This window comes from Ruegeria sediminis (assembly GCF_005938215.1).
Taxonomy (GTDB): Bacteria; Pseudomonadota; Alphaproteobacteria; order Rhodobacterales; family Rhodobacteraceae; genus Ruegeria; species Ruegeria sediminis.
The window spans coordinates 66,841-82,717 of the sequence record NZ_VCPD01000007.1; the positions used below are offsets into that span (position 1 = coordinate 66,841).

The 15,877-nt window shown below is 66.8% G+C and carries 20 protein-coding genes; 12 read left to right on the top strand and 8 right to left on the bottom strand.

What is annotated here, in order from left to right; genetic code table 11:
* Positions 1-25: 25 nt before the first annotated feature.
* Positions 26-1,285, bottom strand: a complete 1,260-nt coding sequence (locus FGK63_RS17245) for an RsmB/NOP family class I SAM-dependent RNA methyltransferase (RefSeq protein WP_138844576.1) — start codon at positions 1,283-1,285, stop codon at positions 26-28.
* Between the two features lie 91 nt (positions 1,286-1,376).
* On the opposite strand from FGK63_RS17245, the gene FGK63_RS17250 reads away from it, so the two are divergent.
* Entirely contained in the window at positions 1,377-1,559 is a 183-nt protein-coding gene (locus tag FGK63_RS17250; protein WP_138844578.1) for a DUF1674 domain-containing protein, read from the top strand.
* 6 nt (positions 1,560-1,565) lie between these two features.
* Here the strand turns inward: FGK63_RS17250 and FGK63_RS20835 are convergent, their stop codons facing one another.
* From FGK63_RS20835 to FGK63_RS17265, 4 genes are all read right to left on the bottom strand, one after another.
* Positions 1,566-1,709, bottom strand: coding sequence for a hypothetical protein (locus FGK63_RS20835; RefSeq protein ID WP_171052697.1), 144 nt, complete (start codon positions 1,707-1,709; stop codon positions 1,566-1,568).
* Positions 1,710-1,712: 3 nt separating this feature from the next.
* The gene (locus FGK63_RS17255; protein WP_138844580.1) at positions 1,713-2,417 is read right to left on the bottom strand and encodes a hypothetical protein; all 705 of its coding nucleotides are present in this window, start codon (positions 2,415-2,417) and stop codon (positions 1,713-1,715) included.
* Positions 2,418-2,480: 63 nt separating this feature from the next.
* A complete protein-coding gene (locus FGK63_RS17260; RefSeq protein WP_138844582.1) occupies positions 2,481-2,840 on the bottom strand; it encodes a dihydrodipicolinate reductase in 360 nt (119 codons plus the stop codon).
* 51 nt (positions 2,841-2,891) lie between these two features.
* Positions 2,892-3,752, bottom strand: a complete 861-nt coding sequence (locus tag FGK63_RS17265) for a LysR family transcriptional regulator (protein ID WP_138844584.1) — start codon at positions 3,750-3,752, stop codon at positions 2,892-2,894.
* A 98-nt stretch (positions 3,753-3,850) separates the two neighbouring features.
* Between FGK63_RS17265 and tmpA the strand changes: the two genes are divergently transcribed.
* The 3 genes from tmpA to FGK63_RS17280 all read left to right on the top strand — a co-directional run bounded on the left by tmpA (position 3,851) and on the right by FGK63_RS17280 (position 6,545).
* Positions 3,851-4,987 (top strand): 2-trimethylaminoethylphosphonate dioxygenase, encoded by a 1,137-nt coding sequence (tmpA, locus tag FGK63_RS17270; RefSeq protein WP_138844586.1) that lies wholly within the window; start codon positions 3,851-3,853, stop codon positions 4,985-4,987.
* Positions 4,984-5,574, top strand: a complete 591-nt coding sequence (tmpB, locus tag FGK63_RS17275) for a (R)-1-hydroxy-2-trimethylaminoethylphosphonate oxygenase (protein WP_138844588.1) — start codon at positions 4,984-4,986, stop codon at positions 5,572-5,574. The genes tmpA and tmpB overlap by 4 nt, the downstream gene beginning before the upstream one ends.
* A 251-nt stretch (positions 5,575-5,825) precedes the next feature.
* Entirely contained in the window at positions 5,826-6,545 is a 720-nt protein-coding gene (locus FGK63_RS17280) for a glycosyltransferase family 92 protein (RefSeq protein ID WP_171052698.1), read from the top strand.
* 45 nt (positions 6,546-6,590) lie between these two features.
* On the opposite strand, the gene dapB is transcribed toward FGK63_RS17280, so the two are convergent.
* Entirely contained in the window at positions 6,591-7,400 is an 810-nt protein-coding gene (dapB, locus tag FGK63_RS17285; RefSeq protein ID WP_138844592.1) for a 4-hydroxy-tetrahydrodipicolinate reductase, read from the bottom strand.
* A gap of 89 nt (positions 7,401-7,489) precedes the next feature.
* Between dapB and rbfA the strand changes: the two genes are divergently transcribed.
* The 7 genes from rbfA (at position 7,490) to rpsO (ending at position 12,409) form a co-directional block, all read left to right on the top strand.
* The gene (gene rbfA / locus FGK63_RS17290; protein ID WP_138844594.1) at positions 7,490-7,885 is read left to right on the top strand and encodes a 30S ribosome-binding factor RbfA; all 396 of its coding nucleotides are present in this window, start codon (positions 7,490-7,492) and stop codon (positions 7,883-7,885) included.
* Complete coding sequence (locus tag FGK63_RS17295) at positions 7,882-8,619, top strand: phosphodiester glycosidase family protein (protein WP_246044073.1); 738 nt, start codon at positions 7,882-7,884, stop codon at positions 8,617-8,619. The genes rbfA and FGK63_RS17295 overlap by 4 nt, the downstream gene beginning before the upstream one ends.
* Positions 8,616-9,335: an aspartate/glutamate racemase family protein gene (locus FGK63_RS17300; RefSeq protein ID WP_138844596.1), complete on the top strand. Its 720-nt coding sequence runs from the start codon at positions 8,616-8,618 to the stop codon at positions 9,333-9,335. Before FGK63_RS17295 ends, FGK63_RS17300 begins: the two co-directional genes overlap by 4 nt.
* Positions 9,336-9,411: 76 nt before the next feature.
* Positions 9,412-10,317 (top strand): tRNA pseudouridine(55) synthase TruB, encoded by a 906-nt coding sequence (gene truB, locus FGK63_RS17305; protein ID WP_138844598.1) that lies wholly within the window; start codon positions 9,412-9,414, stop codon positions 10,315-10,317.
* Positions 10,318-10,358: 41 nt separating this feature from the next.
* Positions 10,359-10,880: a DUF1643 domain-containing protein gene (locus tag FGK63_RS17310; RefSeq protein WP_138844600.1), complete on the top strand. Its 522-nt coding sequence runs from the start codon at positions 10,359-10,361 to the stop codon at positions 10,878-10,880.
* Between the two features lie 85 nt (positions 10,881-10,965).
* The gene (locus FGK63_RS17315) at positions 10,966-11,997 is read left to right on the top strand and encodes a calcium-binding protein (protein ID WP_138844602.1); all 1,032 of its coding nucleotides are present in this window, start codon (positions 10,966-10,968) and stop codon (positions 11,995-11,997) included.
* A gap of 142 nt (positions 11,998-12,139) precedes the next feature.
* Positions 12,140-12,409 (top strand): 30S ribosomal protein S15, encoded by a 270-nt coding sequence (rpsO, locus tag FGK63_RS17320; RefSeq protein ID WP_138844604.1) that lies wholly within the window; start codon positions 12,140-12,142, stop codon positions 12,407-12,409.
* Between the two features lie 132 nt (positions 12,410-12,541).
* Here the strand turns inward: rpsO and FGK63_RS17325 are convergent, their stop codons facing one another.
* On the bottom strand, positions 12,542-12,949 hold the full coding sequence (locus tag FGK63_RS17325) for a universal stress protein (protein WP_138844607.1): 408 nt from the start codon (positions 12,947-12,949) through the stop codon (positions 12,542-12,544).
* A gap of 184 nt (positions 12,950-13,133) precedes the next feature.
* Here FGK63_RS17325 and FGK63_RS17330 point away from each other — a divergent pair, with 184 nt between their 5' ends.
* Entirely contained in the window at positions 13,134-14,471 is a 1,338-nt protein-coding gene (locus FGK63_RS17330) for a metal-dependent hydrolase family protein (protein WP_138844609.1), read from the top strand.
* A 16-nt stretch (positions 14,472-14,487) separates the two neighbouring features.
* Here the strand turns inward: FGK63_RS17330 and FGK63_RS17335 are convergent, their stop codons facing one another.
* Complete coding sequence (locus tag FGK63_RS17335) at positions 14,488-15,876, bottom strand: SLC13 family permease (protein WP_138844611.1); 1,389 nt, start codon at positions 15,874-15,876, stop codon at positions 14,488-14,490.
* Position 15,877 lies beyond the last annotated feature (1 nt).

Consider the following 15,877-nt stretch of genomic DNA (forward strand, 5'->3'; position numbering starts at 1 on the left):
CCAAGTCACCGAAAAGAGTGCGCGGCTACCTCGCCTTGCGCAGGCAGGCGATGTAGAAGCCGTCCATGCCGCCCCGCTCGGGCCAGTAGTCGGGCCGCAGGCGCAGGCCGCCTTCCTCGGTGATCCAGGCGGGATCGACGCCCGGCAGGTCCAGCGCCGCGCGGTCGACGGACATGTCGGCGAAGAAGTCCAGCACGCCTTCGATCTGCACCTCGCCTTCGTCCGGCAAAAGCGAACAGGTGCAATAGACCAGCCGCCCGCCGGGCTTCAGAAGGCCCCAGGCACGGGCCAGCATCTGCGCCTGCAACTCGATGAGGCCGCCGAATTCCGATCCGTCCTTGGCCTGCGGCAGATCGGGATGGCGGCGGATCGTGCCGGTCGCCGAACAGGGCGCGTCGAGCAGGACGGCGTCGTACTGACCCTGGTGCTCGAGCGCGTCGCCGACGACCAGTTCCGCCGACAGGCCGGTCCGGTTCAGGTTGTCGCGAAGACGCGCCATCCGCGTCTCGGATATGTCCAGCGCGGTCACCGCCGCCCCGGCGGCGGCCAACTGCATCGTCTTGCCGCCCGGCGCGGCGCAGAGGTCGAGCACCCGTTCGCCCGGCACGGGATTCAGCACCCTGGCCGGCAGCGCCGCGGCGGCGTCCTGAACCCACCAGTCCCCGTCCGCGAACCCCGGCAAGGCGGAAACCTGCCCGGCCTCGTGCAGCCGGATCGACCCGGTGGGCAGAACCTCGCCGCCGGGGGCGCTGGCGCCGGGTTTCAGCGTCAGGTCCAGCGGCGCGCCCGCGAAATGGGCGCGTTCCATCCCGGCCACCGCCTCGGCCCCCCAGGCCTCGACCAGCGGCCCGCGCAGCCAGTCGGGCAGACGCGGCACACGCATGCGCGGCCAGGCATCGGGCCCTTCGGCCGCCACCTTGCGCAGGACGGCATTCACCAGCCCCTTGAGACGTCCGTGCTTGCGCGAGCGGCCGATGATCTCGACCATCGAATTCACCACCCCGTGCGCCGCGGCGCCCTGGCACAGTTCGACCGTGCCAAGCCGCAGCGCGTTGCGCACCGTCAGGGCGGGGGTCTTCTGCAGGTGACCGCCAAGCAGCCGGTCGGCGCGTTCGAGCCCGCGCAGGGTTTCCAGCGTCAGCCGCTGCGCCCTGGCGCGGTCTTCGGGGCTCAGCCGGTCCAGCGCGCCGGCGGCCAGGCATTCGGGCAAAAGGCGTCCCTCGCCCAGGATCTGATCCAGCAGGTAGATCGCGCTGCGCCGCGCCGTGGTTGCGCCGTCTGCCATTGGGCCGCCCTTGTCACTGTGACTCCTGCCCGCATTGCCTTGGGCGGACGCGGGCGTATATCAGGGGAGCGCACGGAAAGGAACCCAGGCGATGAGCGACGCACACAAAGATCTGCCACCCGCCGCCCAGCGCGCGCTGGCCGAGGCCGAGGAACGCCGAAAGAAGGCCGAGGCAAAGGCAAAGGCGGCGCCGAAGGAACTGGGCGGGCGCGACGGCCCGGACCCGGCCCGTTACGGCGATTGGGAGAAAAAGGGCATCGCGATCGATTTTTGAGACCGGTCAGTTCTGGACCCGCGGCACCTGCGCGCAATCGACCTGGGACGACAGGGGAAACTCGGCCCCGTCCATGTGGGCGCGCTGGCCGCAATAGTAGGACTTGCAGGCGTGGTCGCGGTCGCGGATGCGCACGCCCTGATCCTGCATGACCTAGAGATCCACGCCACAGAGCCGGCCGTCGAACAGCTGCTCCTGATACCGCCAGCCCGTGGCGGTCGGAGTCAGCGCGCCACCCACGGCGCAGAAATGCCCGTGCGAAGCCCAGATCTCGAGCTCGAAGTAACTTGGCCGGAATTGACCGAGTTCGATCCTGAGCGTCCCGTCTTGCTGTTTGAAACAGAACTCAGATGCCTGCGCCGCCGCGCCCGTGCCGGAACCGGCGGGTTCGCACGGAATCTGAGACAGCCGCCAGCCCTGCCCTGCGATGTCGTCGATCAGCCACCGGCCATCGACGGCGGTGAACTCGTACACGACCTGCGCCGGCTGGCCGAAATTCTGGAATTCCGCATGGACGATGCGGCGCGCGCCTTGGGTTTCGGTCCGCAGCCGGATCGTCCGCAGTATCTCTGCGGCATCGTAATCCTGACCCGGCACTTCGAGACCGAAATCGATGCAGGCCGAGGCCAGATCGCCGCCATGACTGTCATTGGCCGCGAAGAACCGGGACATCCGGTGCGAGAAAAAGGCATCCCGCTGCGCAGGCGCCGACAGGTAGGAAATGCCGTGGGATCCGGGCTGGGCCAGTGACAAATAGATCCATTCGACGATTTCCTGCGGGCTTTGCGCTGCAGCCCGACCGGACGGCAAGACACTCAGGACAATGGCAAAAAACAGGGCAACCGGAAACGCGGTCATGATACATCTCCCGCGAGCAGGATACTTCAAAACCGGCGCTTCTCCAATTCCGGGGTAAGGCGGCTAGTTTCCGCGCAGCCGGAAATCGGCGTAGTCGCCCTTGCCCCGGTCCGAGGTGAAACGGATGGTGCCCGAGGCGGCGCGCACCTCCTGGCAGTTGTAGCCAAGGTTTCTGCCGCCCCAGATCAGATCCCGGCAGAAGTACCCGTCGCGCCAGGTCCACGAGCCGGCGACCTCGCGGGCGGCGCCGGTGCCGGTGATCCGGCCGCCGGGCAGGACCTGCAGACGGATCAGCGGCCGGGTCAGGGTCTTGCCGGTGACGATCTGCCGGAACGTCGCTTCATCCCTGATCTGGGCCAGTTCGGCCGATGCGGGCGCCGCCAGGATCAGCAGCGCCGCTCCGATAATAAAACGTGCTCGCATGGTGTGCGCTCCTTTTTGACAAAGAGGATACGCAGCGGAAACTGGTCCGGATCAATCGGCGGCTTTGAGCGTTTCGAGGAAATCCCCGATAAGCGCCTTCAGTTTTCGCGACTGCACACGTTCGTCGGGCCAGGTCAGCCAGTAGCCGTCGCGCGTCGTCATTTCCGGCAGGTCGAGCCGCCGCAACTGGCCGGCCCGCAAAAGGTTCCGCGCCAGCGGCAGCGACCCCAGGGCGATGCCCAGGCCCAGCCGCGCCGCCGTCAGCGCGTGCTCCATCGAATCGACGCTGAGCATGGCCGGGGCAACCTCGGGCTGACCGGTGACGCGGCACCAGTCCTGCCAGCCCGGCCGCTCGCCGCGCAATTCGATCACCGGGGCGCCCCAATCCATCCCCGGCATCGCCATCGGCGCCAGCACCTCGGGGGCGATCAACCCTGCCTCGCGGCCCGGCCATGCGCCGCGGCCGAAACGGATCTGCAGCCAGGTGCGTTCCTCATCCAGCGACGACCGGCGCGCGACGGAATCCGTGACCAGGCGCACGCGGGGGTGGCGTTGCCGGAAACCCGCCACATGCGGGATCACCAGCGCGTTGACATGCGAACCCAACCCCGCCACCCGCAATTCGCGCGGCGCCTTGCCGAACAATTCCTCGGTGTTGCGTTCGAGCGCCGCAAGGCTTTCCTGCACCAGCGGCAGATAGCTTTCCCCCTCGACGGTCAGAGACACGCCGCGCGCCTCGCGCACGAAAAGCGACCGGCCCAGCCACGCCTCGAGATTGCCGATGCGCTGGCTGACGGCGGCCTGCGTCAGCCCGAACTCCCGCGCCGCGGCCGAAAACCCGCCCAGACGCCCCGCCGCCTCGAACACCCGCAGCCAGTCGAGCGGCGGCAAGCCGATCTTTTTCCTATCCATAAGTTTTTCCAACCCTCAGCCGGAACAAGGATTAATTGTCGTAATGCCACGGGCGGAGTATCTCCACAAGCAAAGCCGCGCCGAACAGGAGACCCCAAATGCTGCGCACCGCCACCCATGACGGTTCCGTCGTCACGCTGGTATTTGCCGACGGAACCCGCGCCCGTTTCCATGCCATCTGGCTGCGCGACAACGCGCTCGACCCCGAAACCCGCGCCCCGGGCAACGGCCAGCGCCTGATCACCATCGGCGACATCCCGGCCGATCTTTCGCTCGCCGCCGCCGAGGTGGCGAACGGCGATCTGCAGGTCACCTTCCAGCCCGAAGGCAAGACCGTCGCATTTCCCGCCGCGTGGCTGCGCGCGCACGTCTATGACCGCGACCACACCCATCGGCCGGGCTGGACCGAAGCCGGCATCACCACCTGGGAAAGCGGCCTGGCCGCGCCTTGCGCCGACTGGGCCGACGTCCATGCCAATCCCCGGGCCAAGCGCGGCTGGCTGGCGGCGGTGGCCGAATTCGGCTTCGCCAAGCTGACGGGCGGGCCGACCGAACCCGGATCGCTGCTGAAGGTCGCGGACCTTTTCGGCTATGTGCGCGAGACCAACTATGGCCCCTATTTCGAGGTCCGGACCGAGGTGAACCCCACCAACCTCGCCTATACCGGCCTCGGGCTGCAGGCGCATACCGACAACCCCTACCGCGACCCGGTGCCGACGCTGCAGATCCTCTATTGCCTCGAGAATTCGGCCGAGGGCGGCGACTCGATCGTCGTCGACGGTTTCCGCGCCGCCGAACGCCTGCGCGACGACAACCCCGAAGGCTTCGCCCTGCTCGCCGGCTATCCGGCCCGGTTCGAATACAAGGGATCGGACGGAGTCTGCCTGCGCTCGCGTCGTCCGATGATCGAACTGTCGCCGGACGGTCAGCTGGTGGCGATCCGGTTCAACAACCGCTCGTCGGCGCCCTTCGTGGACATCCCCTTCGACCGGATGGAGGCCTATTACGCGGCCTATCGCCAGTTGGGCGAATACATCGACGACCCGGCAATGGGCGTCGCCTTCAAGCTGGAGCCGGGCGAAAGCTTCATCGTCGACAACACCCGCGTCCTGCATGCGCGCAAGGGCTATTCCGGCGCGGGGTCGCGCTGGCTGCAGGGCTGCTACGCCGACAAGGACGGGCTACTTTCGACGTTGGCGGCGATGGAGATGGCCCAGCCGGAGGCGGCCGAATGAAACCGGATTTCTCGACGCTCGACCGGAACAACATCGTCGCCTTCCTCGCCGACATCTTCGAGCGGTGTGGCGACGAGGAATACCTGGGCGAGCCGGTGACCATGGCCGAGCACATGCTGCAGGGCGCGACCATCGCCGAGCGGAACGGGATGCCCGAAGACATCATCGTCGCGGCGTTGCTGCACGACATCGGCCATTTCACTTCCGAATTCGGCACCTTCACGATGGATGACACCGAGGACCGGCACCACGAGGATGCCGGCGCCGAGGTGCTGGCGCCGTTCTTTCCTTCGGTCGTCACCGATTGCGTGCTCTACCACGTGGCGGCCAAACGCTATCTCTGCGCCGCCAAGCCCGAATATTTCAAGCGGCTCAGCGAAGCGTCGATCCATTCGCTGAACCTGCAGGGCGGCCCGATGAGTCCCGAGGAGGTGGCGGAATTCGAGAAGAACCCGAACCTCGAGAAGATCATCCAGGTGCGGTACCTGGACGAGGCGGGCAAGCGGGCGGACATGGAAACCCCCGGGTTCCGCCATTTCGCACCGATGGTGCAGCGGGTGGTGGATGCGCATATGGGAGCGGGTTGAGCGGCCAGCGCAAGGCCGCTGACGACACAGGCCGGTCCATCGTGACAAATCCCGGCGCAAGCGGTTGGCGGGCCAACCCTTGCGCAACGGTTGCCCATTGGGCAAGAAGCCCAACGGGTCTGGCGGTTGACTGGGATCGGGAAATGAACTCGCTCACGTATTGGATAAAGAGCTGGAACGCTCGGAGAAAGAACGAGAGAACGAGAAAGAGGCGAGAGCGGCAGAAGGTCCACTATCCCCACAGGCTCTGCGTGCTTGGAATCCTAAAGAACGAAGCCTTCAATATCCGGGAATGGGTCGAACACTATGCCGGACAGGGCGCCGAGAAGGTGTTCCTGATCGACAACGGAAGCACGGACGGATCCCTGGAACGGATCGCGGATCATGTCGCGTCGGGCCTTGTCGAGACCATCTCTCTCCCGCAGCCGCACAAGCAGATTCACCATTACTGGACGGCTTTCCAGCATTTCCGGATAGCGGAGCGGTGCGAGTGGATGGTGATCGCCGATCTTGACGAGTTCTGGTTCTGCAAGGACGGCGGCGGGCTGTCCGATGCGCTGGCGGAGTACCAGGACTACGACGTCATCTACGCCAATTGGAGCCAGTTCGGCACGTCCGGTTTCGTCGATCACCCGGACAGTCTCAGGCGGCAGCTCGTTTGGAAAAAGCCGCAGCTCGGGCCGCACAACTGCAAGAAGTACCTGGCCCGGACTTCGGTTCCGACGAAAAGCCTCGACATCCGGCTGCACAAGATCATGGGCGCGGATTCGTCCCGGACGATCTCGGACAACATCAGGTTCCAGATCAACCACTATCAGGTGCAGAGCCGCAAGTTCTGGACCGAGGTCAAGATGACGCGCGGGGATGCCGACCGGTTCCACCAGGACGACATGCGGCGGATCGAGTTCCTTGAAGCCTATGATCGGGAATGCACCGAGCAGGACACGCTGCTTGCCGGCATGATCCGTTGAGGGATCCCGGCGCAGGAGAATCCGCGCCTCGGCAGTCCCTTGAACCTACAGCCCCAGCACGTCCACCATGTCGTACTGGCCGGGGGTCCTGCCCTGCGCCCACAACGCGGCCTTGAGCGCGCCGCGGGCGAAGATCGCGCGGTCGGTCGCCACGTGGCGCAGCACGATGCGCTCGCCCGGCGCAGCGAAGAGCACGTCATGCTCGCCGACGATGTCGCCGCCGCGGACCGCGTGAAAGCCGATGTCGCCCCGCCTGCGCGCGCCGGTGATGCCGTCGCGGCCCCGGTCGGACACGTGGGCCAGCTTGACACCCCGCCCTTCGGCTGCGGCTTCGCCCAGCATCAGCGCAGTGCCCGAGGGCGCGTCGACCTTGTGGTGGTGATGCGCCTCGATCACCTCGATGTCGAAATCCTCGTCCAACGCGGCGGCGACCTTTCTGGTCAGTTGCACCAGCAGGTTGACGCCAAGGCTCATGTTGCCGGCCCGCACGATCACGGCATGGCGGGCGGCGGGCTCCAGCGCGGCGATCTGTTCGTCGGTCATGCCGGTGGTGCCGATCACATGCACGCAACGGGCCTGCGCCGCCAGCGCCGCGAAACCAAGCGTCGCCTCGGGCGCGGTGAAGTCGATCACCGCCTGCGCCCTGGCGAAGGCTTCGAGCGGATCGTCGGTCACGGTGACGCCCAGCGGCTGTCCGCCCATCGCCTCGCCGACGTCGCGGCCGATCCAGTCGTGGCCCTCGCGCTCGACGGCGCCGACCAGCCGGGCCTGATCGCTGTCGCTCACGGTCCGGATCAGCATCTGGCCCATCCGGCCCGAAGCCCCGGTGATGACGATGCCTGGAATATGGGTCATTGCGCTGGTTCCTTCTCAATTCGGCTCAATGCCTCCTACCCGGTTCGGGGCCGCTTGGCAAAGCCCCGCTTTGGGCTTAGATCGGAGGCATGGCAAAGAACAAATTCCATGATGGCCCCGGTCCCTCGCAGCGGCAGCTTCGCGTCGGCGAACTGATCCGTCGCACGCTGTCCGACGTGCTGGCGCGCGGCGACGTGCATGACCCGGATCTCAACCGGCTGTCGATCACCGTGGGCGAGGTGCGCACCTCGCCCGACCTCAAGATCGCCACCGCCTATGTGCTGCCGCTTGGCGGCAAGGGTCAGGAGGACGTGCTGCAGCTGCTGGCGCGCAACAAGGGCGAATTGCGCCGCGTGGTCGGCAAGAAGGTCGGGCTGAAATTCGCGCCCGAACTGCGATTCCGCCTGGACGAGACCTTCGACCGGCTGGACGACGCCCGGCGGATGTTCGATCAGGACGCGGTGCGCCGCGATCTGGACGAGTGATCCGCGGGTTTCTAGCGCTGGGTGCAGTTCTGTGGGCCGCCGAGGCGGCCGCGGTGGACTGCCGTGACCTGGTTCACGAGGAAAACCGCTACACGGTCTGCGAAGTGGACGCAGGCACCGAAGACCTGCGTCTGTTCCTGAACGACGCGCAGGGAGAGTTGCTGGGCCAGTTTTCCGCGGTCGAATCGGAGCTTGCCGGGGAAGGCGGGCGGCTGGCCTTTGCCATGAACGCGGGCATGTATCACGACGACCGCTCGCCCGTGGGCCACTACGTCGAAAACGGCGCCGAGGTGACCCGGGTCATCGCCAACCCCGGCCCCGGCAATTTCGGCCTGTTGCCGAACGGGGTGTTCTGCATACGGCAGGGTCGCGCCGACGTGATCGAGACGCTTCGCTACGTCGAGGCGCAGCCCGAGTGCCGCTTTGCCAGCCAGTCCGGCCCGATGCTGGTGATCGATGGTGAGCTGCATCCCCGTTTCCTGCCCGATTCGACCTCGCGCTACATCCGCAACGGCGTCGGCACCAGCGAGGACGGGCAGCGCGTCGTGTTCGCCATTTCCGACGACTACGTGACGTTCCACGAATTCGGCGGCCTGTTCCGCGACGTGCTGAAGACGCCGCAGGCGCTTTATTTCGACGGTAACATCTCGCGGCTCTATGCGCCGCAGATCGACCGGTCGGATGTCGGCTTTTCGCTGGGTCCGATTGTCGGCGTGGTGGAGGCGGCGCAGTGACCGCGCGTCCGCTGCGCCAGAAGACCATCGGCCTGCTCGGTGGCAGCTCCAACGTGGCCACCGCCGAGTATTACCGGTTGCTCAACGATGAGGTGAACGCCCGGCTGGGCGGCTGGGACATCGCCGAGACGCTGATCGCGGGCATGAACTTTGGCAATATCGAGGCGCTGCTGCGGGGCGACGACTGGGATGGCCTGAGCCGGTACATGGCCGGCAAGGTGGACGGCCTGATCGCCGGAGGCGCCGACGTGATCCTCTGCGTCTCGAACACGCTGCACAAACCGCTGGAGGCGATCCTGGCCGACCGCGACATTCCCAGCATCCACATCGTCGATCCCACCGGCGCGGCGATCCGCGAGGCGGGGCTGAACCGCGTCGCCCTGTTCGGCACCAGGCCGGTGATGGAACTGGGCTATCTTCGCGAACGCTACGAAACCCGGTTCGGGTTAAAGATCGTGACGCCCGGCGCCGCCGAACGCGCCGAGATCGACCGCATCATCTTCGACGAACTGGTCAAGGGCGACATTCGCGACAGCTCGAAACGGACCTATCTCGAGATTGCGGACCGTCTGGCCGCGGAAGAGGGCGCGCAGGGCCTGATCCTGGGCTGCACCGAGATCTTCCTGCTGATCGGGCAGCCGGACCGCCCCGAATTCCCGATGTTCAACACCACCGAACTGCACTGCCGCGCCGCCGTCGACTTCGCCCTGTCGTGACGCGTCCGTCATGCTAAATTGACAGCGCCCGACCGATCCGCTAGGTCGCGCGCCTCGGCAAGACGCAAGGTGCAGGATGGGACGCAAAAGCAAGGGTCGCGACATTTCCGGATGGCTGGTGGTGGACAAGCCCGCGGGCATGACCTCGACCGCCGTGGTGAACAAGGTGCGTTGGGCCTTTGACGCCCGGAAGGCCGGACATGCCGGCACGCTCGACCCCGAGGCGACCGGCGTTCTGGCCGTGGCCCTGGGAGAGGCGACCAAGACCGTTCCCTACATCACCGATGCGCTCAAGGCCTATACGTTCACCGTGCGTCTGGGGCAGGCCACCAACACCGACGACGCCGAGGGCGAAGTGATCGCGGAAAGCGACGCGCGGCCGACGGACGATCAGATCAAGGCGGCGCTGTCGCCCTTTCTGGGCGAGATCATGCAGGTGCCGCCCAAGTTCTCCGCCGTCAAGATCGACGGGCAGCGCGCCTACAAGCTGGCCCGCGACGGCGAGGACGTGGAACTTGCGGCCCGCCCCCTCTGGGTCGAGGAACTGATCCTGGTTGACCGGCCCGACCCCGATCACGTGGTGCTGGAGATGACCTGCGGCAAGGGCGGCTATGTGCGCGCGATCGCCCGCGATCTGGGCGAAGCCCTGGGCTGCCACGGCCACGTCAAGCAGCTGCGGCGCATATGGTCGGGGCCGTTCGATGCCGAGGATGGCATCAGCGTCCAACAGATCGACGAGATGGCGAAATCCGTGGCGCTGGACGGCTATTTGCGCCCGCTGGAGGAAGGGCTTGCCGATCTGCCGGAACTCAGATGCACGCCCGAAGGCGCGGCCCGTCTGCGCAACGGCAATCCGGGCATGGTGCTGGCCTCGGACGTCGAATACGGCGACGAAGCCTGGGCCTCGCTCGACGGCAAGGCCGTGGCGGTGGGCGTCTACAAGTCAGGCGAGCTGCACCCGAGCAGGGTGTTCGTGGACTGAACATATGGCGCCCCCTTCCCCCGCATGTTAAGCGGGGCGCCATGATTACCCGCTCGCACACCAAGGGCGACGCGCCCTCGACCGCCGTCTATTCCGATTGCAAACGCTATCGCTACAGCCTCACCCGGGTCTGGGAGCCGCAGGGGCGCAAGGCGCTGTTCGTGATGCTGAACCCTTCGACCGCGACCGAGGTTCAGAACGACCCGACGGTCGAACGCTGCGAGCGGCGGGCGCGGGCGCTGGGTTTTGGCGCCTTTCAGGTCACCAACATCTTCGCCTGGCGCGAGACGGACCCGCGCAAGATGCGGGCCTCCGCCGATCCGGTCGGGCCCGAGAACGACATGGCCATCCTCAACGGCGTGTCCTGGGCCGATCAGGTGATCGCGGCATGGGGCACGCATGGGGCGCATCTGAATCGCGGGCCGGCGGTGGAACGGCTGTTGCGCGGCACCGGGCAGGCTCTGTTCCACCTCGGGCTGACAAAGGCCGGGCATCCCAGGCACCCGCTCTACATCGCCTACACCCAGCAGCCGGAGCTTTGGGACCTGGTTACGACCCCTTAACCAGAACACCAGATCGGCTTTGACCGAAGCCGTTGAAACATGGGATGTTTTGGGCATCCGGGCGCGGTGCCCGCAGAGGTGTCTCATGTTCCTGATGGCGGGTTTGCTGGGGCTGGCGGCTATGGGCGGCGTGGCCTACGCGATGAGCGGTGTTCTGGGCGACGAGGCCGAGGACGAGGAGGGTTCCTCGGCCGGGGCCGTGGCGGCAGACGAGCAGCCGCAGGGCAACTACCTGGAGATCGAGGACCAGCCAGAGGAAACGCCGGAGGCGGTAACCCCGCGCCCGACCGCCGGCGTGTTCAACGAATTCATGGGCAACCTGATCGTCGTTGGCGACGAAGCCGACAACGACCTTTCGGGACTGGACGGCAACGACCAGATCAACGGCTACGGCGGGCAAGACGTGATCGCGGGCGGCGCGGGCAACGACACGTTGTTCGGGGCGGGCGGAAACGACGTGCTGGAGGGCGGTCCCGGCGACGACGAGTTGCATGGCGGGGATGGCGACGACGTTCTCCTTGGCGGCGATGGACCTGACGCTCTGTTCGGGCACTTCGGCGATGACCGGCTGGATGGCGGGGCCGGCGACGACAGGCTGATCGGCGGTCAGGGCAACGACTGGCTCAGCGGCGGCGACGGCGATGACGCGCTGCAGGGCGGCGACGGCGATGACGTTCTGGAGGGTGGCGCGGGCGAGGACACGCTGTTCGGCGGCGACGGGAACGACGTGATCTCGGGACACGACGGGGCCGAGGGGAACGCGAAGGACTATCTCAACGGCGGCGCCGGTGAGGACCGGATCTTTGCCGACAGCGGCGATATCGTCAGCGGCGGCGACGGGTCCGACGATGTCATCCTGATGGACAGCGCCCCCTCGGAGGCGGTCACGGTCACGGATTTCCAGCCGGGCGCAGACCGGTTGCTGGTGACGTGGGACGACGCGGCCAACCCGGATCCGGAGATCGCGATCCGGCCCGATCCCGACACCGCCGGCCTGACCCGGATCCTGATCGGCGGGCACGAGGTTGCGCATCTCTACAGCGCGCAGCCGATTACGCCCGACGATATTCAACTGATGCGCCCGGCCGACCTGGCTTCGTTCGGGATCAGCGTTTGAGCGGCAGATTCCCTTTGCCATTCAGGGAAAATCCGCCTATACGCGCCCATCCGTGCCGGAATCGGTGCGGAATTCTCCATGGGCCTGCGCTGGACGACATCCCGGCCTGCGCCATTCACTCCAACCTGCAAAGGAGACCCCGATGTCGATTACTGCCGAAGAAAAGACCCGCGTGATGAAGGAATTCGCGACCAAGGAAGGCGACACCGGTTCGCCGGAAGTCCAGGTTGCGATCATGACCTCGCGCATCAACACGCTGACCGAGCACTTCAAGACCCACAAGAAGGACAACCACGGCCGCCGTGGACTTCTGAAGATGGTTGCGCATCGCCGCAAGCTTCTGGACTATCTGAAGGGCAAGGACGAGGCCCGTTACCAGGACCTGATCAAGCGTCTGGGCATCCGCCGCTGACCGGCGTTTTGTCCGGTTTGTACCGGCCCTGAAATCGGAAGCTTCCGGTTTGTACGCCCGCCACCCGGCGGGCGTTTTCCGTTTCCGGGGGGGGGCGGCCGGGGATTTCGGACGACCCGGCGCGGCGGTTGGCTAGCGGATCACGTGCACCGAGCATTTGGCGTGCCGCACGACCCGGTCCGCGGTGGAGCCGAGGAACAGGTTCTCGATCCCCGGCTTGTGCGACGCCATGACGATGCAGTCGGTCCCGGCCTCGGCGGCGTAGTCGACGATGAACCGGCCCGCATGACCGGATTCCAGAAGGACGGTCGCGTTGGGCAAGCCGGCCGCCAGCTGCTTGAGCTTGGCATTGATCTCGTCGCGCGACCTGGCCATGACCTCGGCCGGGATCTGCGTCGCCACATAGGCGGGGATCGCTTCCATCACGTGAAGCAGGGTGAACCTGGCATCGTCATTGGCAAGGGCCCGCGCGGCGAGAAACGAGGCTTGCGTGTCGTGACCCTCGTCAAAGACCACCGGCACAAGGATGTTGCTGTACATGATCGGCCTCCCGTTGCTGTGTCGCAGGGAACTTTAGCACCTTTTCGGCGTGCCTGTCGCCGCTTGCGTCGAGCCGGGTCAGGCGCGTCACCGGCAGGTGGAGAAATGTGCGCCCGGCGGGTTGAGTCGGATGGCCGAAACTGGAAAGATCATCGCGATTGATACTCAGATTGGATGCGATGTCATGCCCTTACCCCTGCGCCATTCCCTTGCCGCCCTGGTCCTTTCGGTCTCCGCGGCGCCAGCCGTCGCGCAGGACGGCGTCCCGATCCTGTTCACCAATGTCAACGTGTTCGATGGCGTCAACGAGGCGCTGATCGAAAACGCCAACGTCGTCGTCACCGACAACCTGATCACGCAGGTTTCGACCGAACCGCTGGCGGTGGCGGGCGGCCGCGTCATCGACGGAGGCGGGCGCACCATGATCCCCGGCCTGATCGACGTGCATTGGCATACCTCGTATTGCTGCGCCGCCCAGAGCACGGTCGTGACCGGCGACATCCTCGAGATCGCCATTCGCGGGGCCATCGGTTCGGAGGCCACCCTGATGCGGGGGTTCACCACCGTGCGCGATGTCGGCGGCAACCCCTTCGCGACCAAGAAGATGATCGACGCCGGCGAGATCCCCGGCCCGCGCATCCTTCCGTCCGGCCCGCCGATCGGCCAGACCGGCGGCCATTTTGACTATCGCCCCTACCAGTCGGTTCCGACCAACCCGGCGGATTCCCAATGGTACTGGTATTCGGTCGGCCTCATGGCGATGGCCGATGGCGTGGACGAGGTCACCAAGCGCGCCCGCGAAGTCATGCGGATGGGCGCGTCGCAACTCAAGATCTCGGGCGGCGGCGGCGTGTCGTCCGTCTATGACCCGCTGGACGTGCGCCAGTACACCATGGCCGAGCTCGAAGCCTTCGTCGAGGTCGCGGACACCTACAACACCTATGTCGCCTCGCATCTGTTCACCGACGAGGCCATCCAGCTGTCGATCGAGGCCGGTGTCAAATCCGTCGAGCACGGATTCCTGATGAGCCGCGAGACGATGGAGATGATGCGCGACAGGGACGTGTGGCTGTCGATCCAGCCGCTGCTTGACGACGAGGACGGGTTCACCTTTGACGACCCCTTCAGCCAGGCCAAGTGGATTGCCGTGACCAACGGCACCGACGCGGCCTACAAGATGGCCAAGGATGTCGGCGTCAAGGTCGCCTTCGGCACCGACATCCTGTTCGACCCGGCGCTGGCCGAGCGGCAGGGCGCCTTTCTTGCCAAGCTGCAGAACTGGTATTCGCCCTACGAGGTGCTGAAGATGGCGACATCGACCAATGCCGAGCTGCTGGAACTGGCCGGCCCGCGGCACCCGTACCAGCTGGGCCCGCTGGGCGTCATCGCGGAGGGGGCCTATGCCGACCTGATCCTGGTGGACGGCAACCCGCTGGAGGACATCGACCTTGTCGCCGACCCGCATGGGAACTTTGATCTGATCATGAAGGACGGGGTGATCTTCAAGAACGCGATCGAATAGCCCGGTCCGGGGCGGTTCAGCCGAAGAACACGGGCCCCAGCAGGGCGCTTGTCCCGACCGCGACCAGCACGCCGACGAGGTCGAGCGGGGCGCCGGCGCGCAGCATGGCGCCGCGGGTGACCGCCGGATTGGCGAAGACGATGGCGTTGGGCGGCGTGGCCACCGGCAGCATGAAACCGATGGACGCGGCCAGGGCGACCGGCAGCATGAAGGTCAGCGGATCGGCGTTCAGCGAGGCCGCGGCGGCTCCGGTGATGGGCAGGAAGATCGCCGCCATCGCCGTGTTGCTGGCCAGTTCGCCCACATAGACGATCAGGGCGGCGATCAGCAGAAGCAGCAGGATCTCGGGCAGGTCCGCCATCTGCCGGACGGTTCCTCCGATCCAGGCGGCGAGGCCGGTCTGTTCGAGGAGACCCGCCAGCGCCAGCCCGCCGCCGAAGAGGATGAGAACGTCCCAGCGCAGCCCGGCCGCGGTGTCCCAGTCGAGCAGCCTGCCGCCCGCCCCGTCCGGGACCAGGAACAGGGCGATCGCGGCCAGCATGGCGATGCCGGCATCCGAGAGGGTTATGGCGGGAAAGGCCAGCTCGATCAGCGGCCGCGTGATCCAGGCCAGCGCGGTCAGGCCGGCGATCAGCGCGACGCGGCGTTCCGCCGCCTGCATGGCATCGGCCCGAAAGTCGAAGGAGGTGGCGAGGTCGGGGCCGAGCGGCCCGGGCGTCAGCCGCGCCAGCACCAGCCAGGTGATCGCGAGCAGGATCGCGGCGACGGGCACCCCGATGGCGGCCCATTGGGCAAAGCTCACGGTGATGCCGTAGACCTCGGACACATAGGCGGCGAACAGCGCATTCGGCGGGGTGCCGATCAGCGATCCCATCCCGCCGATGGTGGCGGCGAAGGCCACGCCCAGCATCAGCGCCGTTCCGAAGGCGGGGCGGTCCGCCTGCGAGGCGGCGACGGCCGCCGCGATCGGCGCGACCACCATCGCCGAGGCGGTGTTGCTGATCCAGAGGCTGAGGAAGGCGGTGGTCAGCATCACCGCCGCCAGGACCCGGCCGGGGCTGCTGCCGGCCTTGCCCAGAAGCGCGCCGGCCAGACGCCGATGCAGGCCGGATTTCTCGATCGCCCGGGCCAGGAGGAAGCCGCCGAGGAACAGGATGATGAGCGGGTGGCTGTAGGCCCTTGCGACCTCGCCCAGATCCCCGATCCCCAGAAGCGGCGCGGCGGCCAGCGGCAGCAGCGCGGTGGCGGCCAGCGGCAGCGCCTCGGTCACCCACCAGAGCGCCATCGCGAGGGCGAGGCCCAGCGCCAGCCAGGCCGGGTCCGGGACCCCGCGCGGGGCCGGCAGGAACACGGGCGCGATCAGGAGCAGCAGACCGAGGGCGCTGAACAGGGATCTGGGCGTCATC

Bases quoted from the DNA above. Each gene is read 5' to 3' on its own strand.
- FGK63_RS17330 (WP_138844609.1), top strand. From the start codon at position 13,134: ATGCCCTTACCCCTGCGCCATTCCCTTGCCGCCCTGGTCCTTTCGGTC.
- FGK63_RS17310 (WP_138844600.1), top strand. From the start codon at position 10,359: ATGATTACCCGCTCGCACACCAAGGGCGACGCGCCCTCGACCGCCGTC.
- FGK63_RS17260 (WP_138844582.1), bottom strand. From the start codon at position 2,840: ATGCGAGCACGTTTTATTATCGGAGCGGCGCTGCTGATCCTGGCGGCG.
- FGK63_RS17325 (WP_138844607.1), bottom strand. From the start codon at position 12,949: ATGTACAGCAACATCCTTGTGCCGGTGGTCTTTGACGAGGGTCACGAC.
- truB (WP_138844598.1), top strand. From the start codon at position 9,412: ATGGGACGCAAAAGCAAGGGTCGCGACATTTCCGGATGGCTGGTGGTG.
- tmpB (WP_138844588.1), top strand. From the start codon at position 4,984: ATGAAACCGGATTTCTCGACGCTCGACCGGAACAACATCGTCGCCTTC.
- FGK63_RS17315 (WP_138844602.1), top strand. From the start codon at position 10,966: ATGTTCCTGATGGCGGGTTTGCTGGGGCTGGCGGCTATGGGCGGCGTG.
- FGK63_RS17335 (WP_138844611.1), bottom strand. From the start codon at position 15,876: ATGACGCCCAGATCCCTGTTCAGCGCCCTCGGTCTGCTGCTCCTGATC.
- FGK63_RS17245 (WP_138844576.1), bottom strand. From the start codon at position 1,285: ATGGCAGACGGCGCAACCACGGCGCGGCGCAGCGCGATCTACCTGCTG.
- FGK63_RS17255 (WP_138844580.1), bottom strand. From the start codon at position 2,417: ATGACCGCGTTTCCGGTTGCCCTGTTTTTTGCCATTGTCCTGAGTGTC.
- FGK63_RS17265 (WP_138844584.1), bottom strand. From the start codon at position 3,752: ATGGATAGGAAAAAGATCGGCTTGCCGCCGCTCGACTGGCTGCGGGTG.
- FGK63_RS20835 (WP_171052697.1), bottom strand. From the start codon at position 1,709: ATGCAGGATCAGGGCGTGCGCATCCGCGACCGCGACCACGCCTGCAAG.
- tmpA (WP_138844586.1), top strand. From the start codon at position 3,851: ATGCTGCGCACCGCCACCCATGACGGTTCCGTCGTCACGCTGGTATTT.
- rpsO (WP_138844604.1), top strand. From the start codon at position 12,140: ATGTCGATTACTGCCGAAGAAAAGACCCGCGTGATGAAGGAATTCGCG.
- dapB (WP_138844592.1), bottom strand. From the start codon at position 7,400: ATGACCCATATTCCAGGCATCGTCATCACCGGGGCTTCGGGCCGGATG.
- rbfA (WP_138844594.1), top strand. From the start codon at position 7,490: ATGGCAAAGAACAAATTCCATGATGGCCCCGGTCCCTCGCAGCGGCAG.
- FGK63_RS17250 (WP_138844578.1), top strand. From the start codon at position 1,377: ATGAGCGACGCACACAAAGATCTGCCACCCGCCGCCCAGCGCGCGCTG.